Here is a 22,030-nt window from a genome sequence, read left to right on the forward strand (position 1 = left end):
ACCCTGTCAAAGTGGTCAAACTGCCTGCGGAACAACAACCCGGAAGGTTAACTACAGTGAAATTGATTTCTCAAACATTGATAGCAACAGCGCTGACCTCGGCGTGCTCCATGGCGTTCGCCACCACGGCAGATGTGCAAGCAACCGTTGATCGGGCGATCAAACCGCTAATGCAGCAGCAATCGATTCCCGGCATGGCGGTGGCGGTGGTGGTTAAAGGCCAGCCTCACTATTTCACCTGGGGCATGGCGGATGTCAAACAGCAGCGCCCGGTCACCCAAGACACGCTGTTTGAGCTGGGTTCGGTGAGTAAAACCTTCACCGGCGTGCTGAGTGGCGTTGCGGTGAATAAAGGCGAGATCGCGCTGAGCGATGCTGCCAGCAAATATTGGCCGGCACTGAACACGCCGCAGTGGCGCGACATCACGCTGCTGCAGCTGGCGACTTACACCGCTGGCGGCTTGCCGCTGCAGTTGCCCGATGCCGTGACCGAAGAAAAGGCGCTGGCGAACTTCTATCAACAGTGGCAACCGCAGTGGGCGCCGGGCAACACCCGTCAATATGCCAACAGCAGCATCGGCTTATTTGGCTGGCTGGCGACGAAACCCAGCGGGCTGACTTTTGAACAGGCAATGCAGCAGCGCGTATTCACGCCATTGCAGCTCAAGCACACCTTTATCACCGTGCCTGACGCCGCGAAAAATGCTTACGCATGGGGCTACCGCGAAGGCAAACCGGTGCGCGTGTCGCCGGGCATGCTGGATGCTGAAGCCTATGGCGTGAAGTCGTCGATTAAAGATATGGCGCGCTGGATGCAGGCCAATATGGATCCGCAGCAGGTTAACGATAAGCCGCTGCAGCAGGCGCTGGATTTCGCGCAAACGCGTTTCTATCGCACCGATGCGCTCTATCAAGGTTTGGGCTGGGAGATGCTGGATTGGCCCGCTCAGGCGGAGATGGCGGTGAAGGGCGCGGATAACAAAGTGGCGCTTGGGCCGCAGCCGGTGCGGGATGCCGAATCACATCCGCGTGTCAGCGCGTCGTGGGTGCATAAGACCGGCGCAACGGGTGGATTCGGTGCTTATGTCGCCTTCATCCCGGAGAAACAGGTTGGCATTGTGATATTGGCGAACAAAAATTATCCCAATACCGAGCGGGTTAAAGCCGCGATGCAGATCCTGAAAGCGTTGCAGTAAGCGTATGGGGCGAACTCCTCGCCCCATCAACTACACTTAATGGGTGATCAACAAAGGAGCTTCAGATGAGCAATCACCCTAAAGATAAACGCGACGTGAATGATGAAAAGCATCCCGCCAAGGACAATCCCAGCGAACACGGTGAGATCCCCAGAACGCGCGATGACAGTGAAGACGACAAAAAAGATCCGTTTAACGACGAATAACAAACATCATTAGCAACGGCAGCGCGGCAAACAGCGTTAATGCGGTTGGCGCGCCTGCCAGCATAAAGAGTTGTCCAAACAGCAGCGATCCCATCACCTGACCCGCAGCCAACATATAGAACAAGATGCCTACGCCAACGGCGGGGGCATTGTTGGTTGCTTCTGCGCCCCACACCAGCAACACGCCCGAGAGCGTAACATACGCCGCGCCACCCAGCGCCACGGCGGGAAACAGCCAGGCTGAATAGTGATGGCTGAACGCCAGTAGCAATAAGGGCACGGCAAGGCAGCATTGCGACAGCCAATAAACCCGCTTCATCCCCATCCATTTCGCCATCGGGCCGGTGAGCGCGCCGATAATGCCTGCTGCGCCAGCGATGAGCCACAACAGGCTAACCATGCAATCGCTGACGTGAATGTGATGCAGCAGATCCGGGCCGAAGCTCCACCAAGCCGCGCTGGCGACGCCGCTGAACAGTGCAATGAAGATAAGGCGCTGCAGCGAACGCTGCCGCAGGTGGCTTAACCAGGATTCACGTTGAGCGTTTTCATTGTGATTGGGTAGCTGGCGCCAAATCGGCACCAGGCAGATCATCGCCAGCGCGGCAAAAACCGCACAGGCGATGCGCCAGCCGCCGGGCAGCCAGTACAAAATTGGCACTGACAACATAATGCCCATGCTGGTTCCGGCATTGATAACCGTGTTCATCGGCGGCTGTTGCTCAGCCTCAATACGCTGGCTGACAGCGCTCGCTAACGCAGGCGAGGCGAGACCGGCGCTCATACCGGCGATAAACAATCCCACGCCGAGCATCCACGGCGATACCGCGCTCGCGATGATCAACAAACCCAACGCGGCACACAGCGCGGCAACCGCAGCAGGAAATCGCGGCCCGGCGCGGGCGGTCATCATCGGCGCGATCAACACCGCCACACAGTAAGCGGCAAAGCTACAGGCCGAAAGCACGCCAGAAACGCGCCGGGTAAAGGGGATGTCGTGCATCACCTCGGGCATCATCAAGCCCCAGGCGAAACGCGCCATACCGTAGGTCACCGCGATAAGTGCAAATCCGGTGATGCCGAGCGCCGTACCCTTCATGTCTGTTCACTGAACGCGATAAGCTGCAGCGCGGCGTTTTTACCGGCTTCGCACGCCTGCGCCGCGCCGATGATCAATGCCGAAGTCAGCACACCTTCAAACAGCAACCAAACCGCATTTGCCAGCGCGACATGCTGCTTGCCGAGCGCCTGCTGAATGGCGCGTGCAATGTAATCGCGCATCTTGTGGCGGTAAGCCAGCGCCTGTTCGGCTAACGCGGCATCTTCTCCGGCGTATTCGCCCCATGCCTTGAGAAACAAACAGCCATTGTTGCCGTATTGCTGCATCCAGTCGGCCATCGCATCGAACATATGGCTGACCGCTTGCGGATGGTCCGGCGATTGCAACGCGGCGAAGAAACGAGCTTGTCGCGCCTCCAGCACCGCGGCCGTTAGCGCTTCACGCGAGGGGAAATAGCGATACAAGGTGCGCGTCGAGACATTCGCCTCGCTGCAAATGCGATCGGTGCTGATGGCGTGAAAGCCGTTGAGATAGAACAGCCGCTCAGCGGCATTGATGATATCGAGTTTCTTTTTCATCCTTAAAAAGTAAACCGATCGTTTTACTTTTGCAAATTTGGCTTGTCATCCATTTCGCCCATTTTGTAGGACATTTCCCCGGAATTGGGAATATCGCACCGCTTATCTGATTGTTTTATTGGTAAGTTATTTTAAACTACATGGAACAACTCCTGTCGTCGTAGAAGAGGTGAAGATGGCGAGTATTTTGATAATTGATGATCATCCAGTCGCACGTCTTGCGGTTCGTTTTTTACTGGAAAAAGATGGGCATACGGTGGTAGCCGAAGCGGAAGAGGGCCACCAGGCGTTGAAAATGATCAACGAACATCATCCCGATCTCATCGTGCTTGACCTCGATATTCCTGGACTAAGCGGCATTGAGCTGATCGTGAAATTGCGCGCAGCGGAATATCGCGGTGGCATTCTGGTGTTAACCGCTCGCGATGATGACCACTATTTGAGTCGCTGTATGAGCACCGGGGCCGATGGTTTTGTCGGTAAGCGTAATAATCTGGAAGAGCTGGGTGATGCGGTGCGCGCCGTGATGCGCGGTTACGGCTACTTCCCGCTGAAGCGCCGCGATAATAAGGGCACCAATAAAATGCCCGAAGCGGAAGTGGATGCGATTAAAAATCTCTCAAGCCGCGAATTTCAGGTTCTGCAGCATCTGGCGCGCGGTATGAAAGTGATCGATATCTCTGAGATCATGCACATCAGCAACAAAACTGTCAGTACTTACAAAACCCGCATCCTGACCAAACTGGCGCTGAGTTCTACACTCGAATTAATCGATTTCGCGCGTCGTCATCATCTCGATTAGTGTGCTGCGTTGCACAGAAAGAGGCTCTCTTGGCTAAATCTGCAAAACCCTTAGATTCACTACTTAGCCTGGAGCGCCTGCGCACGTTAACTGGCCACGATGAATCCCTGCTTTGCGCCATGCTTGCCATGACACTAAAAAGTAATTCCACGGATTTAAACGCAGCTGCAGCGCTTTATGCCCGCGCGGATTGGGGTGAACTCGCCAAAAGCATGCACCGTATTGCCGGAGCCGCGCAGATCACCGGCGCTCGTCGCGCTGAACATGCCTGTCGCCAGCTAGAAACAGCCTGCCTGCAATCTCCCCCTGACAACATCTTCTTAGCCAATCTGTGGTCGGAAGTCTCTCCAGCAGTTGAAGAGATCAATGCCAGTATTGCTGATTACCTCGAGCAGCATTCTGCTCAATAAATCCTGACGCCCGCATCAATGCTTACATTGGACTACAGCGGCCTACAAAATGGACTACAAGAATTACAGCCTATCTTGACAAATGTAGGCCTCCGCTCTGATACCTGACATCCCCTGTAAACCGTAATCTTTACGCCATCAGACGGACACCTTCCCTTAAGCAACACCAGGTCTTCTTAAGGGTACTCAGTCTGAGGACCGGAGCGATTAGCCTCCACGTAAAAACGACAAACAGGGAATCATTCTCGTGAGCAAAACTACTCAATCTATTTTCGCTGCTTCCGCTTTGGCTCTGCTGGTGATGAGCGCGTCGTCTCAGGCATCAGACGGTACCATCACCTTTAATGGTGAACTGACGGCCAGTACCTGTGACGTTATCGTTGACGGCCAAGGGGCAGATGCCACTATCCAGCTGCCAATAGTATCAACTGCCGACCTGAAAGCCGCGTCTAAGGTTGCGGGTCGTACCGGCTTCAACATGGCGCTGAATAACTGTAGCGGCACGTTGAAAACGGCATCAGCCTTCTTCGAAGCGGGTGCAACAGTGGACACCGTAACCGGTCGTCTGAAAAATACGGTCACGGCCCCCAACGGTGGTGCAACCAACGTTAGCCTGCAGTTGCTGGATGGGGACAACTCGAACGTGATTCAGGCGGGCAACCAGAATCAAATCACAAACAATTCCTTCGTCGACGTAGCCTCCGGAAGTGGAACGCTGAGCTATGCCGTGCAGTATTACGCCGAAAATGCCACCACCCCGGGTTTGGTATCAAGCAACGTCGTTTACTCAATTATGTATAAGTAGTCATCGTCAGGTGGGAGAAATCCCACCTTTCTTTCTCAGGATTTCAACATGAACATCTCCCGTAACAAAACCCTGCCTTTTTTTGCTTTGCTTTGGGCAACCTTAATGAGTGGCCAGGCATTAGCCAGCATCGTCATTACCGGTACGCGCGTTATCTATCATCAGGATGACAAAGAAGTCTCCGTGCAACTGAAAAACGTGGGAGCTTCACCCGTGTTGATCCAAAGCTGGGTTGATAACGGAGATGCCAATGCGACACCTGAGAACATTCAAACGCCTTACATCATCACGCCACCGGTGAACCGTGTTGATGCAGGGAAAGGGCAGACTTTACGTTTGTCTTTAAGCAATTCTGGCGCGTTTGCCCACGATCGTGAATCAGTGTCATGGCTAAACGTGCTGGAGATTCCGGCTAAAACCAAAGACAAGGCGGAACTTAATACCTTACAGATGGCGTTCCGCACCCGTATCAAACTGTTTTATCGTCCAGCAGGACTGAAGGGCGATGCGAATGAAGCGGTGAAATCGCTGAATTGGTCTGTGAGTAATGGCCAGCTGAAAGCCAGCAATCCAACGCCTTACAACGTCTCGCTAGTGACGGTTACGGTGAATGGACGCACGATTGACGGTGAAATGGTGCCGCCACTCTCCTCGTTGACTTTCAAAATCAGCGCCAGCGCAGGTGACAACGTAAGCGGCGACTACGTTAACGATTTCGGGGCCGTTCAGCCTTTTACCGCTGCCATTAAATAACTTCTCTCTTGAATCTCTATCTCCTATAGCCGGCATGTCAGGACGTGCCGGAAGGCACGCTTATGACTTTTACCAGAGAATCTTCAATGCCACTGCGTTACACCTTATTAGCGAGCGCGGTGTTTACCGCGTTATTAAGTGGCGCAAATCAAGCCTTTGCCGCTGAAGAGGCGGAGTTTGACGCCAGTTTTTTACAGGTCAGCAAAGGGGGAGCCATCGATCTGGCGCGCTTTAACCAGGGCGCATCGGCTACACCGGGCACCTATCGCACGTTGGTGTACGTTAATGAACACTTGATTGCCAATCAGGATATCAACTTCCGCGAGATGGCAGATAAGCAAGTTCGCGCCTGCATACCTTCATCATTGCTGAAAAAGATCCCGTTTAATGCCTCGGCGCTGCCCGCGTCGGCTGCGGATCTGCTCACGAGTGAAAAGGATTGTAGCGATTTAACGTCTGTATTGCCGGACGCCAGCGTGAGCTACGACAGCAACCAGTTGCGTCTCGACATCTCCATTCCGCAAATCTATCTGAATAAGGTGCCACAGGATTACGTTGATCCAGCGTTATGGGATGAAGGGATCCCGGCCTTCATGTTGGGATACTCGACCAATGCCTACACCAGCCGCTCGGCGGGACAGGTGTATAAATCCTTCTTTGGCGGCGTGAACGCAGGGTTGAACATCGGCGGTTGGTACCTGCGTCACAACGGCAACTACAACTGGCAGCAACAAGGCGGCAGCGGTTATCAGTCGCTTAATACCTATGTGCAGCATGATGTAGTGCCATTGCGTGGACGCGTTGTCGTCGGGCAATCAAATACCAGCGGTGTGATTTTCGATACGCTGCCGTTCAGTGGCGTTCAACTGGCCAGCGACGAGCGCATGTTGCCGGAATCTCAGCGCGGCTATGCACCGGAAATTCGCGGTATCGCGCGCACCAACGCACGCGTAACGGTTAGCCAGCAAGGTCAGGTGATTTATGAAACCACCGTGTCGCCGGGCGAGTTCCTAATCAACGATCTTTATCCTACCGGCTACGGCGGCGATCTTGAGGTAACGGTGATTGAAGCGGATGGCAGCAAAAGCAGTTTCCGCGTGCCTTATGCAGCGGTAGCGCAATTGCTGCGCCCAGGAACATCCCGCTATGACGTGACGGCGGGTAAATTGCGTGCCGACTACATTCGTGATGACGTCGCGCTCTATCAGGGCACCTGGCAATATGGCTTAACTAACAATGTTACCGGTTACGCAGGATTGCAGGCGAGCCAGAATTATTATGCGCTGCAAGGCGGAACGGCGTTAGGTACACCGCTGGGTGCTTTTGCTTTTGATATTACGCAGGCGCGCACCCATCTGCGCAATGTTGATGAGCAGCAAGATGCCAGCATGACCGGGCAAAGTTACCGTATTAGCTACAGCAAAGCGGTGCCGGAAAGCGGCAGTAATCTGTCAATCGCTGCTTACCGCTTCTCAACGTCCGGCTATATGGATTTTATGACAGCGATGCAAAGCCGTGATGTGCTACAGCGTGGCGCTAGCCTGGATTCCGTATATCGTGCCAAAAATCGTTTCTCGGTCACCGCCGGACAAACGCTGCCGGATGTATGGGGAAATGTCTACCTCAGTGGCTCGGTGCAGGATTACTGGAATCGTGAAGGTAACGAAAAACAGTTCCAGCTTGGCTATAACAATCGCACTGGTTCCGTGTCATGGGGCATTTCCGTCAACCGTAGCTACAGCAGCTATGGCAGTTCACAAAACAGTTACTTGCTGAGTTTCAGTATGCCGCTGGGTAGTGATAATCAACGCCATACGCCGCTATTCCGCACTGAACTTTCACATGACAATGATGGGCGTTGGGGGCAACTCGCCTCGATCGCCGGTACGGCGGGAGATGATAACCAGTTCAGCTATGGCGCAACGGCGCGTCATGCTGCGGCAGGTGATGGCAGCAGCGGCTCGCTCAATGGGCAATATCGCGCCAGTGCTACTAACCTCAGCGGTTCATTGAGTACGGGTAAAGGTTACCAGAGCGGTTCTGTGGGACTTAACGGTACGATCGTGGCACACAGCGGTGGTGTAACCTTGAGCCCGTACACCGGCGATACCTATGCACTGGTGGAAGCCAAAGGTGCGCAGGGCGCGAGCGTGTCGTCCTATCCGGGCGTGTTTGTCGATAACAGCGGATATGCGCTGGTACCTTATCTCAATCCCTATCAGATGAATGAGATCGTGGTGGATCCCAAAGGCACGTCAGCGGGCGTGGAGCTTGAGAACACCTCTTCACGCGTCGCACCTTATTCAGGTGCGGTGGTGAAAGTGAAATACAAGGCGCACCGTGGTCTGCCAATACTGATTTCCGCGACCTGGCAAGGCAAACCTTTACCGTTTGGCGCCGATGTGCTGGACAGCAAAGGCAAGCAGGTGGGTTCTGTAGGTCAGGCGGGACAGGCATACGCGTTGGTGGAACAAGAGCAGGGCACATTGACGGTGCGTTGGGGTAATGATGCAAATCAATCGTGTCAGTTACCCTATAAACGCATGCCTGAAGTAAAAAACAGCAAACCTGCACTGCAATCCTTTAATGCGGTTTGTGGTCGCTAAATGTCAAGTGCCTGATGGAGCAACTCCGCCGGGCAGTTAAACATCGCTAAAAATTTTAGTTTTGCCCAATCTGGCCGATTATTAAGGTGTCATTCTTGATAAGAGGCCACAACATGACTTTCCGCAACGCCATCCTGTTTGCCTTTCTCTCCAGCTTATATTCAGCCAATGTGTCAGCATCGGGCAGCACGCTTCATTTTCAGGGTTATTTAAAAGAAGAGACGTGCGAGATAACCTTGCAGCAAAATAATGTTAAGATCCATTGTCCCAGAACCACTCAACCGCATATTTCCGCAATTCGCTCTGATGTTCGATTCAAGGCTTTGCCTAGTCATCAAGGCAGTATGAAGTTAGTGTGGATTGATAATACAAAGCAGAAAGGAATTATTACGACGACCTATCGTTGAGTATTGCAGGTGAATGGAACGCGATTGACTGCGACCTAACCAAAACGGTTGGTTTGCACGTTTCGTACTAACATGATGGGATTCAGATATAAAAAAGGGAATGAGGTATACAACCTTATTCCCGCTCATTTAACAATGCTTAATCAGTAATAGCTTATATTGAAAATCACTTTACCATTTGCAACACCAGGTGAAACGTTGCCGCCTGTTTTGATATAGCGCGCGGAGAAAGGCAGTAAAACCGTCCCCACCGCGTTACTGGCCATATTTTTATCGAGCGTCTGGTTGAGATTTACCGGTGCAGGTGAAACCTTTCCGTCGGCAATTTGAATACCTATCCCTTGTGCGGAATCAGCACTGTTGTCTAGGCTCATAATGCCCTGAGCGGCGTCAATGACCCCATTACTCGGTGTGAATCTAATCTTGATACTGTTCGTCACCCAGGTTCCTGCGGCAAATCCACTGCCAGTATGATACGTAGGCGGTGCGCTGGGATTAGAATAATTACCCTGAAATGCTGGGCAGTTAGTCAATCGAATATCAAATGGCACCCATGAGGTGGCATTGGCTTTGCCTGTACCAAACCAGCTATTGATTTCCCATTTGCCCATGTTGACGTTGACATCGGGTGTGGTGCAACTGGCGGCGATCACATTCAGACTGCCGGAGAAGTTAAGTCGATAGGGCGTATCAGGAATATTTACTACAGGCGTAACAGATCCGGTGGTCAATAAAACGGTTGGCAACTGTGCACCATTAACTGTACCTGCACTCATTGGGCCGGTCTTAATAAAATGAAGAGTAAATGAGTTACCATAATAAAAATGATAGGCTGTATTTCCCACAGGCGTCGTCCACTTTTTTACCGCTGAAGTGGTAATGGCTTGATTGGCGGTAGTACCGTCATTATTGACAATGGCGACACCAAGACCGGGAACACCTGTTTGAAATACTGCGCCCGCATAATTTCCAGTCCAGCCCGGAACTAATGCCGGTGCATTGGTCAGGCTAAGATACTGGTCAATACTGAACCCATTTGATGTTCCTTCAGGACGACAAACTAACCAAGGTTGTTTACCTGTACTGCCTATCACCTTAAGGGTATGCACTGTCGAGCCAACCGGAACGTCAGCGCCAACGGAAATATTCGCAACTGAAAGCGGAACAGTTAAATTTACCGGGCCAGAACCGGGATCATAATCACAGCGATCTGCCCAAGCCAATAGGCTTGTGGTATTAATCAGTAACAATAATATAGCGACGATAATTTTCTTCATGACAAACTCGAATTCACGCGTTTAGTGGAATGTGCTAAAGGCAAAGTTAGGGATTGGACGTCATTTTAATAATTGTTTTACCGGCACTCCATCAGAGTGGAATCGCAATTATGTAAGGCATTTCGTACAAACAGCGTTAGCGAGATTTTTATCTACTTTGAAAAAATAGTGTTCTGCTTATTCACAGGTCACGCCTCTCATCCTTATGCACCGTTCTGCAACGAGCGTATCAGAAAAAAGCTATGCCACGACTCACATCCATCTTCCCGCTGGGTAAAAATTCTCTGAGTCCTACAATTTGGTAAAATGTGTTGTTAAGTTATATTGTTACAGCAGGACGAGTAGGATCGGATTGGCGCAAAACTGCTGAAAAGCTCAGGGTCAGGAATAGGAAGCATAAGTAATTTCCTACAGACCATTCTGTTAAAACCGGATAGTGTAATCCGCCCTGGGAACTCATTGATAACCCGCTCAGCGTAGTCATCAGGATCTCATTTCTATGAAAAAAGTAATCATTGTTGATGACCATCCGGTTATCCGATTTGCCGTAAAAATGTTGCTGGAACGCAATGAGATGGAAGTGGTGGCCGAAACCAATAACGGTGTCGACGCTATTCAGAAAACACGGGAATGTTTGCCAGATTTAGTGCTGCTGGATATTGGGCTGCCAAAAATTGATGGTTTCCAGGTGCTGGAGCGGCTGCGCACCCTGAATTTGTCGCTAAAGATCTTAGTGCTGACATCGCAGTCCAGCAGCCATTTTGCCCAGCGCTGTAAACAAGCCGGTGCAGATGGCTTCGTCACCAAATCTGATGATATGAGCGAATTATTAGATGCCATCAAAATGGTGATGCGCGGGTACAGTTTTTTTCCGCAATCAACCTATCAATCGTATGAGCAAACTGACAGCTATCATGATGACGACGGCTTGTTAGAGCAACTTTCCGATCGTGAATTGAGCGTGTTAGTTAGCATCGGTAAGGGCATGGGTAATAAACAGATTGGCGAACAATTGCTGCTGAGTGAAAAAACGATCAGCACTTATAAACATCGTCTAAAGCAGAAGCTCAATGCGCAGTCGCTGATCGATCTAATCGATTTTGCCCGTCGTAACAACCTGATCAAATAGCCGGTGCTATGCGTACGCTTTGCTGCATTTTCCTGATATTGCTCTGTGCCGCGCGGGTTCCTGTGCAGGCGAAAGAGTTTCATTTACTGACTCGCGCCTCATTTGAGGGGCTCAAACCGCTAGTGCTTTCGACGGAAGACCGTCATCTGCTGCAGGATAAAAAGCAGTTAGTAATGGGCATTTTTCCCAGCGAGTCACCGCCTTATGGCATGACTAACATGCGGGACGAATATGAAGGATTGAGCGCCGACTATGCTGGACTGGTAGCTAAACAGCTCGGCTTAACGCTGCACATTGAGCAATATGCGTCGCTGGAGCAAGCACTCAATGCGTTGAAAAGTGGCAAGATCGATTTGGTGCCGTCGCTCACTGCGCGGCAGGATGAGAGCCCGCTGCTTTTTTCTGATCCTTATGCCAGCGAACAACCGGTTCTCGGCATGCGCGCCAACGATAACGACCCTTTGCCCGGCGATCTCCACAATATTGATGTTGCCGTGGTGAAGACCTATCTGCCTTTAAGCCTGCTGCGTCAGGCTTATCCGCACGCTAATTTCCGCATGTATGAAAATTATCAGGATGCGCTGAGCGCCGTCTCCTTTGGAACCGCGCGTGTCTATCTGGGCAACAGTTTTTCCCTCAGCCGTAACTTTTTAAATAATTTGCGCATGGTCCGCTTTAGCCAGCTGCCGCAGAAGATGATCAGTTTTGCGTTTTCCGAGCAGGCGACAGAACTTCAAACGCTGGTGAATCGTGCAATCAGTAACGTGCCGCAGGAAGAGAAAAACGAACTGTTGCGTATTTGGCAGCCCGACATGGTGGGGATGAACCAGTCGCTGAATACCCCACCTTTCACCGCTGAGGAACGTAAATGGATGATGGCGCATCCGGTGATAAAAATGGTGATGTTTAGCCAGGACAAAGCCGCGCCCATGACCATTATCGATCAGAGTGGCGCGCTGCGTGGCATGGTGAGCGACCTCATTACGCTGGTGACATTAAAAACCGGCTTGCGCTTCAGTTTTGAAACCGTGGATACCTCCCAAGAGTTGGTAAACCGCGTCAACAGCGCCGATTTTGATATGTTCGCCTCGCTGACTCCCAGCGCTCAGCGCGAGCAGCAAATTCTGTTTACCCGACCTTATCTGCGCAGCACCTTTGCCCTGACCACGCGCGTGGGTAACAACAATATTCATTCGCTGCCCGATCTGCGCGGCAAGCGGCTGGCGATGGTCGCCAACACCAGCGTCGAAAATATGGTGCATGCGCGTTATCCGGAAATTGAGATTGTGCCGGTACAGAACATCACAGAAATGATGGCGAAGGTGGAAAAAGGCCAGGCCGATGCGGGCGTCGATATTCTGGTGATGGTGGATTATCAGATCAAAACTCACTTCCAGAATAAGTTAAAGATGGTCAGCGCGATTGGCAGTTCGCCCGCGTGGGTTTCGTTTGGCGTTGGACGCGCCGATCCCGAACTGCGCAGCATTCTCGATAAAGTGCTGCTGAGCATTCCGCCGGTGGAGATTGAGGAGCTGGCTAACCGCTGGCGGCCCAGCGACCTGATTGTTTACGACAGCTTCTGGCAGCGCTATCAGGCGGTGCTGATCGCCAGCATCATCTTCTTTGTATTGCTCATGTTGATGGTGATCGGCTGGGCGCTGTATCAGCGACAAATTATCCGCCGGAAAGCCGAGCTGCGGCGTGAACTGAATGTGCAGCTGGCACAGTTACAAGCGTTGGTGACCAGCATGCCGTTCCCGGTTTCACTGCGCGACAAAGATGGTCGTTTAACCTACTGTAACCAGCGCTATTTAGTGGAAACCGGTGTGATTTATGAAGAGGCGTTGGGCAAAACCATGCCCGAACATCCCGGCTTACGCACGCCAGAGCAGGCGGCGTTTTATCACAATCAGCTGATTGATGTGGTAAAAACTGGCGTTCCGATCGTTGAAGATCGCCGTTATGACCTGTGGGACAACCCGGATTCTTCGATTGGCGTCACCGTTTATCAGTGGATCCAGCCGTTTAACGACAGCGATGGCAACGTGGTCGGTGTTATCGCCGGTTGGATGGACATCTCCGAGCGTGAAGCGCTGTTTGCCGAACTGCGCGAGGCCAAAGAGCGGGCAGAAGATTCCAGCCGCGCTAAATCAGTATTTCTCTCGACCATGAGCCATGAAATCCGTACACCTATGAATGCGATTATCGGCATGCTGGATATGGCGCTGAAAAAAGGGCGCAGCGGCGAGCAGGATTTGCAGGCATTAGAAGTGGCATACGATTCGGCGGAAAGTCTGGTGGGGCTGATTGGCGATATCCTCGACATCTCGCGCATTGAAGGCGGCCAGCTGGAATATCATCCGGAAGCGGTGCATCCCGGCAAGCTGATCGATAACCTGATGAAGGTGTTTCAGGGGCTAGCGATTGACAAAAATATCACGCTGACCAGGCACATTCCCGAAGATGGGTTGGAGCAGGTGCTCGCCGATCCGTTGCGCATCAAGCAGGTGCTGTCCAATCTGTTAAGCAACGCGATCAAATTCACCGATCAGGGCGGCGTCTCGCTGACGCTCACCCAACAGAAAGATGTCGCTGCCGACCACGTGTATCTGGTGATTGAAGTGCAGGACAGCGGCATTGGTATTGATGAAAAACAGCAGGCCGCGCTGTTTAAACCCTTCAGCCAGGCCGATAACCGCCGCGCCGGAACCGGGCTTGGTCTTTATATCAGCCGTACCATTTGTGAAAAGATGGGCGGAACCTTAACGCTGAGCAGTGAAAAAGGTGTGGGAACCTGCGCCCGCGCCACGTTGATGCTGCCGATGGCGGAAAGCCAGAGCCTCGAGCTGGAAGAGAAAGCGGAAGAGGGTGAAAAACTGCCGCTCCGTTCGGTGCTGGTGGTGGATGATAACGCAGCTAACCGTATGCTGCTGGCGAAGCAGTTGAGTTGGTTGGGGCAACAGGCGGATTTGGCCGCTGATGGTCATGAAGCATTACAGATGTGGCAGCGTGGCAATTACGATGTGGTGATCACCGACTGCAATATGCCGGGTTTAAATGGTTATCAACTGACCGAGATTATTCGTGAATCGGAAGAAGATTTAGGGCGTGCGCCGAGTTGGATTATGGGCTTTACCGCGAATGCCATGCATGTGGTAATCAAACGCTGCCTGGAAGCCGGCATGAACAGCTGTCTGTTTAAACCCTGCTCGATCAGCAGCCTGGCGGCCGCACTGCGCGCGATTGGCGCAGAAAAATCTCCAGCGGACGTCACCGTGCCTGCAGCGCCAGAAAGTAGCGACGTCGATCGCCAGATGGAAGCGGCCATGCGCGATTTGATGGTTGCCACGCTGGCGGAAGATTTGACGCAGCTAGACGAGCTCAACCTCGACCATCATCGTGCTGAAATTGCCGATCTGGTACATCGCATCGCGGGCAGCGTGCGTATCGCCCGCCAGCATCGGTTGGCTGATGCCTGTCTGCAGCTGGAGATCGCCTGCCGCGATCCACAACAGCAAAGCGACGCATTGCAGCCACGCTTGAGTGAGCTGGTCACGCGGTTGGCAGCTTACCAGGCGCAGCTGGAGAGTGCAGCGGTTCTGAGTGATATCGCCGAAGAGGAGTAAAGGGTTAAAAGCCGGCGCGCTGTACATCGCTCACGTTCAAGGCGTCCATTTTCTGCATGATGCTGCGCTTACAGGTGCCCACATTATTGGATGGCGATCAAAAATAATGACGCGATTCAACATGCGCTTTCCTTTTTGCGCAGACAACTCGCCAGAATTCCACGTAACTCTGTTGGCGTAATCGGCTTGGTCAGGCAGCCATCAATGCCTGCGTTGCGGCAATCTTCAGCGGCATCAAAACTGCTCATCGCCGTTAAAGCGTAGATGGGTGTTGCTGCCAGCTGCTGGTTTTTCTCCTGTTGCCGAATCGCAAGGCTCATGGCAAAACCGTCCATCTGCGGCATGGTGCAGTCGGTAATGACTAATCCAATTTCATGCTGATGTTGCTGCCAAAGCGTCAGACCTTGCTGGCCATCTAACGCGCTCAGTACCTCGCAGCCCGCCTTTTGCAACTGCTGGCTCAGTAACAGGCGAGCGGGGGGATAATCGTCAACAATTAGCACTTTAAGGGTGGGCTGTGCCGTAGCGCGCGGTGCAGCTGGCGATGCGTTTACCGGTGCCGCAGAGAAGTGCAAGCTCACGCTGTTGCTTTCCCCGGCAACGCTGGTGACTTTGAGCTGCGCACCGGCGTCCTGCGCCATACGCTGGCAGGCGGCCAGGCTAAAGCCGGTTTCCGCCCAGGCGCGCGTATCGTCAGCGCCTTGCAAGCTTTCCCAGCGCTCGGCCAGCAAGCCGTCGCTCTGATTGCTAACCGCGATCACCAGCGGTAAATAGCCATTAGGTTCCTGCGTTTCACAGCACAGCGTCACCGTGATATCGCCTTGCTGAGTGTGTTGAATGGCATTACGTAACAGGCTGGAGGTGATCCGAATGATCAGCAGCGGATCGAACTCCACGCGCGGCGCATGGGGATCGAGTGTGACATGCAGGCGCAAACCTTTCTCCTCAGCTTGCTGCTGAAATAGCGCCACCGTACTGCTCAGTAATGAAGGCAGGTTCACCACGCGGATGCGGCTCTGTTCATCACGCGCTTCGGCACGGAAAATATCAAACACATCGCCGGTGATGGAGAGCAGCGAGCAGGCGGATTCATACACCGTTTGCAAATTTTCATTGTGCTGATGCTGGCTATGTAATCGCTCCAGCTCTAACTCCAGCAGGCCGGTAATAGCGTTGAGCGGGGTGCGAATTTCGTGGCCCATGCTCTTCATAAACGCGTTACGTGCCGCGAGCACCCGATCATTCTCTGCTTTGGCTTCCTGCAGTTGACGAATCAAAGTCTGATTACTGTTGAGACGTTTACGCAGGGCCTTTAGCGACTGGCACAATCGACCAATCCACCAGCCTACCAACAGGAACAGCAGCAACCCCAGCAACAGGGTGATCGCGATTAAGGTGGGGGAAAACGCGGGTGCTGATTTCTGATCCGGCGCCAGGAGTGTGTCACGCCAGGAACTGGCCATACTCATCAGCCTATCGGGAGGCGTTTGTTGTAGCGCTTTGTTGAGAATACTGAGAGCAGGTGAGTCTGCGCGTTGGGCGGCAAAGCCCACACTGTAAGGTTTTACCGGCAGCGAAAGCGACTGGTGTAGACGGTGGAATGGGTTGCGCTTCAGCTGATACTGTACCGAGAATTGCGATCCAATCGCGCCGTGCGCCTCGCCGTTGTTGACCAGCACCAGCGCCTGCTGCAGCGTGTCGGTGACGATCAGTTGCAACGTGGGATACCAGGTTTCCAGCCACGGAATCAGCGGATTATTCTGCTGGATCGCAATTCTCTCGCCCTCCAGCTCGTGCAGTGAAGCAGGCTGAATGGTGTTGCGTTGCATCACCAGCACTGCTGGCGTCACCAGCCAGGGCTCACTTTGCGTCATCGAAAGATCGGCGGCTTCCGGTTCTCCCGGTATCGTTAGGCTGCTGGCCAGCACCGCCTGCGGATATTTCACCCACAGCGCGGTCAGCTGTGCATCGTCTTCAGCCATTTGATAGTTGAACTGTAAGCCGAAGCGCTCGCTGATGTGCCGCAGCACATCGACCGCCAGTCCAGAGGGTTCACCTTGCTGGCTGATATAACTTATAGGTTCGCGACGACCATCCAGCAATACAGTGATGGCCGGATTTTGCTGGCTCCATGTCAGCTCTTCCGGCGAGAGTGATAACGCGGGATGACCGATCACCGCTTCACGATCCATGCCCCAGCCTTGTGCAATGCGCAAACGGCTTACCAGCGGCAGATGAGTGAGCACATTATTGATGGCGCTTAGCAATTGCGGTTCGGCAGCCGGCACGCCAAAAGTGAGCCGGAACTCGCCGAGTGAAGGATGCGGCAGCAGCCACAGATTGTCGAGTTGATTATTACGCTGAAGATAGCTGGCGGTAGCATGGCTAAAACCGGCGGCAGCGGATTGACCAAAGGCGATGGAATTGATCGCCTGATAGTAATCTTCAAACGCTTCCGGCGAAGGACTGATATCTGGCAGCGTTTGACTATCCAGCATGAGTAACGGCAGCTTACCGCGCGGCGCTTGCTGTCCGGCGCGCGTGACGATCACCGCTCGGTCGTTTAGCCATGGCAATGAAGCATGCACCGACATGTGCGGCGAGAGATCGGGTGTCCAGATCGCCAGCATGTCGACTTTTTTATGATTCATCGCGCGAATCGCCTCTTCACGGCTGCGATAGTGAGTCAGCTCAAAATGTACCTGTAGCGTCGATTCGAGCAGCGCCAGGTAATCTGCGTCAATGCCCGCCAACTGTCCACGCTCCATGCCCAAGCTAACCGGCGGTTGTGACGCGCCCCAGACGCCGACGCGCACCACGGGATGCGTTAGCAGCCACGCGCGAACATTCGCGGCAAAGGTCACCGGCGGCGGATTGACTTCAATGCGCGGGGCCAGCGTCAGCACGTTTCCTTGCGCATGTGGCAGCCCTGGCATGAAAACCAGCGTCAGGAGAGCAAGCAAGAGGTAAAAAAGCAGTCCGTTTTTCATCGTCAAATAATCGGTAATTTTTCTAACTTGATTTTGACGTAATACTGCCTGGAATCAGCCAGGCCAGGTCTTGGTTTTTAGTAGTAAGTGTATGAAAAATAATATAAGTATTTTCCTACGCGCGCCTAAGCATTCAGCGCTTCAGAAAAGTCCCGGTAATGCCTATGCTGGGCCAAACCGTATCAATATGAGTTTCAGGTTACCGAGGTGGCAGATGGCCGTGTTTCACGCGAACAAAATTAAGGTGGTGATGCTGGATGATCATCCCATGATGCGCTTCTCATTCGAAGTTGCTGCCACACGTGAACCCGATATCAACATGCTGGCGACATTTGGCACCAGCAAAGCGCTGTTGGCCTGGCTTGGGCAGAACAGTGCCGACGTATTGGTGCTGGATTACATTCTGGGTAACGACCAGTTAGATGGCTTATCGCTAATTAAACACATCCGGATGCATCATCCGCAGTTGAAAATTTTGCTCTCAACGTCGATGGAAAGTGTTGCGGTAATTCGTGCAGCTCTGCATCTGGGCATTAAAGGCTATATCACTAAACGTGAAGAGACCCCGGCTTACTTTGCGGCAATCCGTAATATTGCTGCTGGCAAGCGCTCGCTGCCGGATGACATCGCCAGCCAGCTAAGCCAATTGCCAGGCCGTAAGCGGGATCGTCCTATTTTGCAGGAAGATTCGAACGAGGTTTCGCGTGTTTCACAGCTGAGTAAATTGCTCACGGCGCGTGAAGCGGAAGTGATTCGCTGTTTTATTGATGGCATGCAAGTGTTCGAAATCGCTGCAAAACTCAATCGCAGCCGCAAAACCATCAGCGCTCATAAGCAGACCGGCATGAAAAAACTCGGCATCGCGTCGGATTTGGAGCTGTTTAAATATCGTGGCGATCTGTTTCAGTAACCGCTGTGCTTAAAGCGCCGCTTCCAGCCGATCCAGCGCAAACAAAATGCCGTAACGGCGCGCGTGTTGCGCTTCCGGCAGCGGCAGCCAGATATCTGCCTGATTGACGAGATCTAATGTCTGCGCACAAAGCGCAATCACCGGCGTTTTTTGAATGTGCGCATGGTGTACCGCGCTGAGCACGTGGCTGTTAACCGTATCAGGCGCGAGAATCAGCAACAGATCGTCCGGTTGCAAACGGCTCAGCGTCATGCTCAGCAGGTTATCATCCTGAATCCACGCGCTGGCCAGTCCGGCGTTTTGCAGGCGCTGATGGACGTCCGCCACCAGCGTAGTTTGCAGCCCCGATGCGCCAATCAGCAGTACGCTTCGGGCTTTACGCAACATCTCTGCGGCACGTTGCCAGGTCGCCGCTTCCGCTTGACCATATTGCTGGGTTAACGCTTGAGTAATAGCCTCAATCGGCGCAATCGCGTGAGGGGGTTGTCTCTGTGGCGCGCGCGCCAGTCGCATACGCAAATCACGGATATCTTCGCAACCCAGCGAACGCGCAAAGCGGGTGATGGTGGCGGCGCTGACTTCTGCGCGGCCGGCAAGTTGCTCGATGGTGGCGGAAGCGGCAAAAGCAGTGTCGCTGAGAATCGCTTCGGCAACGCGTTTCTCCTGCTGACTCAGCGACGATTGCCGCTGGCGGATGACATCGATAAATTCAACATCCTGCTGCTGACCGGCTTTCCGCACCTGATGGAGAAAATCATCAAGATCCTGACAGCCCGCCGAGGTGGCAAAGCGTCTTAGCACATCCTGACTCACGCCAGCCTGTGTAGCCAGACTCTCCATGGTGACGTGTACATTGGCGTGCAGGTTCGCCAGAATAAAACGCGCCAGCCTCGATTCCTGCGCATCCGCGCGCTCCGACTGCTGCCGTAATTGCCACACAATATCCATCAGCTCATCACATCCTCAGTTGCGAAGGTCCATCATGCATGAAATTATTTTTCATGTTGAGTTTTTTTTCAGCTTATTGCGGGGTCTTAGCGCCGTTTGGCGGGCTTTTCACTGTTAAATTACGGTTAAGATCACACTCATGAAAAATATTTTCATGACGATTTTAATCGTATCCATCTGACTTGTATCAATAAATTATCTATCCATCAGAAAATCCTCTGCCCGCAACCACTTTACAGCGTCTCTGAGACAGGTCTTAAATGACCGGGACAAATCACAGGAGAAGAAATTATGCGCATCGTACTTTGCTGTGCTGCAGGCATGTCAACCAGCATGCTGGTGAGCAAAATGCAGCATGCCGCTGCAGGTCGCGGTATGGAGATTGACATTAAAGCCGTGCCGGTGGCGGACTTCGAACGCATTCTGCCAGATGCCGATGTGGTTCTGCTTGGCCCGCAGGTGCAGTTCGAAGCAGCCCGACTTAGCGCCATTGCCGCGCCGCAAGGCAAATCTGTCGCCGTCATCGACATGATGGATTACGGCATGATGCGTGGCGAACAGGTGCTCGATAAAGCGCTGGCCTTACACGCTTCTTAAACGTCCTTTTTAACCCATCCAACTGACATTACACGGCGTTGTGCTGTGGGGGATTCTGCATGTCTGAAATCGTGGCTATCGAGTTTGAAGAGGAAATTATGCTGTTGCTGGTGCAGGCCGGCGCAGCCCGCAGCGCGGCCATCAGCGCGCTACGACTGGCACGAGAAGGGCGCTTCAGCGAGGCGCAGCAACAGCTGGCGGCGGCAGGCGAAAGCATCAGCGCTGCGCACCAGCAGCAGACCGCGCTGATTGGTCTGGATGAAGGCAGCGGTAAGTTGCCGGTCACGCTGATTCTGGTGCACGCCCAGGATCATCTTATGAACGCCATGCTGATTCAGGATTTGGCTGGCGAAATCATTGAACTCTACCGCCGCACAGCGGCAGGAGGCATAGATGCTTAAGATCGCAATTATTGGTGGTGGCAGCAGCTATTCACCGGAGCTGGTGGAAGGGATCATCAATCGCTATGCGCAGCTGCCGGTGACGGAACTGGCGCTGGTGGATATTGAGCAAGGGCGCGAAAAGGTTAATGTCATCGCCGATCTTACTCGTCGCATGCTGCAGCAAAACGGGCTGGAGCAGGTAAAAGTCAGCGTCCATTTTGAGCTGGATGACGCGATTCGCGGTGCTCGTTTTGTTCTGACGCAGCTGCGTGTGGGATTGTTGGCCGCGCGCGCGGCGGATGAGCGCCTCGGGCTGAAATATGGTCGGCTCGGCCAGGAAACCACTGGCGTTGGCGGCTTTGCCAAAGCATTGCGCACCATTCCGGTGATGCTCAAAGTAGCGCGCAAAGTCGAGGAGCTGGCGCCGGACGCCTTCATCATCAACTTCACTAATCCGGCGGGAATTGTGACGGAGGCGGTGTCGCGCTATAGCAAGGCGAAAATCATCGGGCTGTGCAATGTGCCGGTGAATATGCATCACATGATTGCTGGCATGCTCGACGCGCCCTGGGATGACGTGCAGCTGCGCTTCGCCGGGCTCAATCATCTGGTGTGGGTGCATCAGGTGACCTGTCGCGGTGAGGATGTGACCGCGCAGGTGATCGAGCAACTGTGCGATGGCCAATCGCTCACCATGAACAACATCAAAGACATGCCGTGGTCGCCGCAGTTCCTGCGCGCGCTCAAAGCGATTCCGTGCCCGTATCACCGTTATTACTGGCAAACGCCGCAGATGCTGGCCGAAGAGCAGGAGAAAGCGCAAAACGGTCATGAAGGCACGCGCGCGGAGCAGGTGATGAAAGTGGAAGCGGAACTGTTCGCGCTGTATGCCGACACGCATCTGGCGCACAAACCCGAGCAGCTGAGTTTCCGCGGCGGGGCGTATTACTCCGAAGTGGCGGTTGAGCTGATCAGTGCGATTCACAATAACAGCGGCAAAAATCTGGTGGTGAACTGTCGCAACAATGGCGCGATTCATGGCCTGCCAGATGACGCGGTGGTGGAGGTGAACTGTCTGGTTGATGCGCAAGGCGCGCATCCGTTGGCGTTTGGTGAGTTGCCGCCGCTGATGAATGGCCTGACGCAGCAGATCAAAGCGTTTGAACGCCTGACTATCGAAGCCGCGGTGCATGGCGATCGTGAGCAAGCGCTGCTGGCGCTGCTCGGCAATCCGTTAGTCGGTGATGTCGCGACCGCCGAAGCCTTGCTTGACGAAGTGCTGACCTTAAACAAGCCGTGGCTGCCGCAGTTCGCCACGCCATAATCCGTTGCGCCACTGAGCCAGAG

General features: G+C 53.4%; 19 protein-coding genes. 14 read left to right on the forward strand and 5 right to left on the reverse strand.

The window, feature by feature from the left end; translation table 11 throughout:
• The first annotated feature begins 62 nt into the window (after nt 1–62).
• Together blaPSZ and DEU53_RS23055 are read left to right on the forward strand one after the other, a co-directional pair.
• Entirely contained in the window at nt 63–1,196 is a 1,134-nt protein-coding gene (gene blaPSZ, locus DEU53_RS09710; protein ID WP_110866985.1) for a PSZ family class C beta-lactamase, read from the forward strand.
• 65 nt (nt 1,197–1,261) lie between these two features.
• Entirely contained in the window at nt 1,262–1,402 is a 141-nt protein-coding gene (locus DEU53_RS23055) for a hypothetical protein (RefSeq protein WP_167391175.1), read from the forward strand.
• Here DEU53_RS23055 and DEU53_RS09715 read toward each other — a convergent pair.
• Complete coding sequence (locus DEU53_RS09715) at nt 1,389–2,501, reverse strand: MFS transporter (RefSeq protein WP_110866870.1); 1,113 nt, start codon at nt 2,499–2,501, stop codon at nt 1,389–1,391. The genes DEU53_RS23055 and DEU53_RS09715 overlap by 14 nt on opposite strands.
• Nucleotides 2,498–3,040 carry a TetR/AcrR family transcriptional regulator gene (locus DEU53_RS09720; protein ID WP_110866871.1) on the reverse strand — a complete coding sequence of 181 codons (543 nt, stop codon included), beginning with the start codon at nt 3,038–3,040 and terminating at the stop codon, nt 2,498–2,500. Before DEU53_RS09720 ends, DEU53_RS09715 begins: the two co-directional genes overlap by 4 nt.
• Nucleotides 3,041–3,215: 175 nt before the next feature.
• Between DEU53_RS09720 and DEU53_RS09725 the strand changes: the two genes are divergently transcribed.
• The 6 genes from DEU53_RS09725 to DEU53_RS22950 all read left to right on the forward strand — a co-directional run bounded on the left by DEU53_RS09725 (nt 3,216) and on the right by DEU53_RS22950 (nt 8,823).
• Entirely contained in the window at nt 3,216–3,842 is a 627-nt protein-coding gene (locus DEU53_RS09725; protein WP_110866872.1) for a response regulator, read from the forward strand.
• Between the two features lie 29 nt (nt 3,843–3,871).
• Nucleotides 3,872–4,252: an Hpt domain-containing protein gene (locus tag DEU53_RS09730; protein WP_146222851.1), complete on the forward strand. Its 381-nt coding sequence runs from the start codon at nt 3,872–3,874 to the stop codon at nt 4,250–4,252.
• Nucleotides 4,253–4,499: 247 nt separating this feature from the next.
• Nucleotides 4,500–5,057 carry a fimbrial protein gene (locus DEU53_RS09735; protein ID WP_370445559.1) on the forward strand — a complete coding sequence of 186 codons (558 nt, stop codon included), beginning with the start codon at nt 4,500–4,502 and terminating at the stop codon, nt 5,055–5,057.
• Between the two features lie 48 nt (nt 5,058–5,105).
• Nucleotides 5,106–5,810 carry a molecular chaperone gene (locus DEU53_RS09740; RefSeq protein ID WP_110866874.1) on the forward strand — a complete coding sequence of 235 codons (705 nt, stop codon included), beginning with the start codon at nt 5,106–5,108 and terminating at the stop codon, nt 5,808–5,810.
• A gap of 62 nt (nt 5,811–5,872) precedes the next feature.
• Entirely contained in the window at nt 5,873–8,416 is a 2,544-nt protein-coding gene (locus DEU53_RS09745) for a fimbria/pilus outer membrane usher protein (protein WP_110866875.1), read from the forward strand.
• Nucleotides 8,417–8,529: 113 nt separating this feature from the next.
• Nucleotides 8,530–8,823: a hypothetical protein gene (locus DEU53_RS22950; protein ID WP_146222852.1), complete on the forward strand. Its 294-nt coding sequence runs from the start codon at nt 8,530–8,532 to the stop codon at nt 8,821–8,823.
• A 143-nt stretch (nt 8,824–8,966) separates the two neighbouring features.
• On the opposite strand, the gene DEU53_RS09750 is transcribed toward DEU53_RS22950, so the two are convergent.
• Complete coding sequence (locus DEU53_RS09750; protein ID WP_110866876.1) at nt 8,967–10,100, reverse strand: fimbrial protein; 1,134 nt, start codon at nt 10,098–10,100, stop codon at nt 8,967–8,969.
• 499 nt (nt 10,101–10,599) lie between these two features.
• Here DEU53_RS09750 and DEU53_RS09755 point away from each other — a divergent pair, with 499 nt between their 5' ends.
• Complete coding sequence (locus DEU53_RS09755; protein WP_110866877.1) at nt 10,600–11,229, forward strand: response regulator transcription factor; 630 nt, start codon at nt 10,600–10,602, stop codon at nt 11,227–11,229.
• Between the two features lie 122 nt (nt 11,230–11,351).
• Nucleotides 11,352–14,855, forward strand: a complete 3,504-nt coding sequence (locus DEU53_RS09760; protein WP_233501708.1) for a transporter substrate-binding domain-containing protein — start codon at nt 11,352–11,354, stop codon at nt 14,853–14,855.
• A 116-nt stretch (nt 14,856–14,971) separates the two neighbouring features.
• On the opposite strand, the gene DEU53_RS09765 is transcribed toward DEU53_RS09760, so the two are convergent.
• A complete protein-coding gene (locus tag DEU53_RS09765; RefSeq protein ID WP_158527632.1) occupies nt 14,972–17,791 on the reverse strand; it encodes a transporter substrate-binding domain-containing protein in 2,820 nt (939 codons plus the stop codon).
• Between the two features lie 268 nt (nt 17,792–18,059).
• Between DEU53_RS09765 and DEU53_RS09770 the strand changes: the two genes are divergently transcribed.
• The gene (locus DEU53_RS09770; RefSeq protein ID WP_110866880.1) at nt 18,060–18,755 is read left to right on the forward strand and encodes a response regulator transcription factor; all 696 of its coding nucleotides are present in this window, start codon (nt 18,060–18,062) and stop codon (nt 18,753–18,755) included.
• Nucleotides 18,756–18,764: 9 nt separating this feature from the next.
• Here DEU53_RS09770 and DEU53_RS09775 read toward each other — a convergent pair whose 3' ends face one another.
• Entirely contained in the window at nt 18,765–19,703 is a 939-nt protein-coding gene (locus DEU53_RS09775) for a MurR/RpiR family transcriptional regulator (protein WP_110866881.1), read from the reverse strand.
• A gap of 288 nt (nt 19,704–19,991) precedes the next feature.
• On the opposite strand from DEU53_RS09775, the gene DEU53_RS09780 reads away from it, so the two are divergent.
• From DEU53_RS09780 to DEU53_RS09790, 3 genes are read left to right on the forward strand one after another with little or no spacing between them, the layout of a single operon-like run.
• Nucleotides 19,992–20,300: a PTS sugar transporter subunit IIB gene (locus tag DEU53_RS09780; protein ID WP_110866882.1), complete on the forward strand. Its 309-nt coding sequence runs from the start codon at nt 19,992–19,994 to the stop codon at nt 20,298–20,300.
• Between the two features lie 59 nt (nt 20,301–20,359).
• The gene (locus DEU53_RS09785; protein ID WP_110866883.1) at nt 20,360–20,701 is read left to right on the forward strand and encodes a PTS lactose/cellobiose transporter subunit IIA; all 342 of its coding nucleotides are present in this window, start codon (nt 20,360–20,362) and stop codon (nt 20,699–20,701) included.
• On the forward strand, nt 20,694–22,007 hold the full coding sequence (locus tag DEU53_RS09790) for a 6-phospho-beta-glucosidase (protein WP_110866884.1): 1,314 nt from the start codon (nt 20,694–20,696) through the stop codon (nt 22,005–22,007). Before DEU53_RS09785 ends, DEU53_RS09790 begins: the two co-directional genes overlap by 8 nt.
• Nucleotides 22,008–22,030 lie beyond the last annotated feature (23 nt).

The organism is Pantoea sp. AG1095 (assembly GCF_003208415.1).
Lineage (GTDB): Bacteria > Pseudomonadota > Gammaproteobacteria > Enterobacterales > Enterobacteriaceae > Pantoea > Pantoea leporis.

Excerpts from the sequence above, each read along its gene's own strand:
- DEU53_RS23055 (WP_167391175.1), top strand. The coding sequence starts at position 1,262 with ATGAGCAATCACCCTAAAGATAAACGCGACGTGAATGATGAAAAGCAT.
- DEU53_RS09715 (WP_110866870.1), bottom strand. The coding sequence starts at position 2,501 with ATGAAGGGTACGGCGCTCGGCATCACCGGATTTGCACTTATCGCGGTG.
- DEU53_RS09720 (WP_110866871.1), bottom strand. The coding sequence starts at position 3,040 with ATGAAAAAGAAACTCGATATCATCAATGCCGCTGAGCGGCTGTTCTAT.
- DEU53_RS09725 (WP_110866872.1), top strand. The coding sequence starts at position 3,216 with ATGGCGAGTATTTTGATAATTGATGATCATCCAGTCGCACGTCTTGCG.
- DEU53_RS09740 (WP_110866874.1), top strand. The coding sequence starts at position 5,106 with ATGAACATCTCCCGTAACAAAACCCTGCCTTTTTTTGCTTTGCTTTGG.
- DEU53_RS09745 (WP_110866875.1), top strand. The coding sequence starts at position 5,873 with ATGACTTTTACCAGAGAATCTTCAATGCCACTGCGTTACACCTTATTA.
- DEU53_RS22950 (WP_146222852.1), top strand. The coding sequence starts at position 8,530 with ATGACTTTCCGCAACGCCATCCTGTTTGCCTTTCTCTCCAGCTTATAT.
- DEU53_RS09750 (WP_110866876.1), bottom strand. The coding sequence starts at position 10,100 with ATGAAGAAAATTATCGTCGCTATATTATTGTTACTGATTAATACCACA.
- DEU53_RS09755 (WP_110866877.1), top strand. The coding sequence starts at position 10,600 with ATGAAAAAAGTAATCATTGTTGATGACCATCCGGTTATCCGATTTGCC.
- DEU53_RS09765 (WP_158527632.1), bottom strand. The coding sequence starts at position 17,791 with ATGCCAGGGCTGCCACATGCGCAAGGAAACGTGCTGACGCTGGCCCCG.
- DEU53_RS09770 (WP_110866880.1), top strand. The coding sequence starts at position 18,060 with ATGGCCGTGTTTCACGCGAACAAAATTAAGGTGGTGATGCTGGATGAT.
- DEU53_RS09775 (WP_110866881.1), bottom strand. The coding sequence starts at position 19,703 with ATGGATATTGTGTGGCAATTACGGCAGCAGTCGGAGCGCGCGGATGCG.
- DEU53_RS09785 (WP_110866883.1), top strand. The coding sequence starts at position 20,360 with ATGTCTGAAATCGTGGCTATCGAGTTTGAAGAGGAAATTATGCTGTTG.
- DEU53_RS09790 (WP_110866884.1), top strand. The coding sequence starts at position 20,694 with ATGCTTAAGATCGCAATTATTGGTGGTGGCAGCAGCTATTCACCGGAG.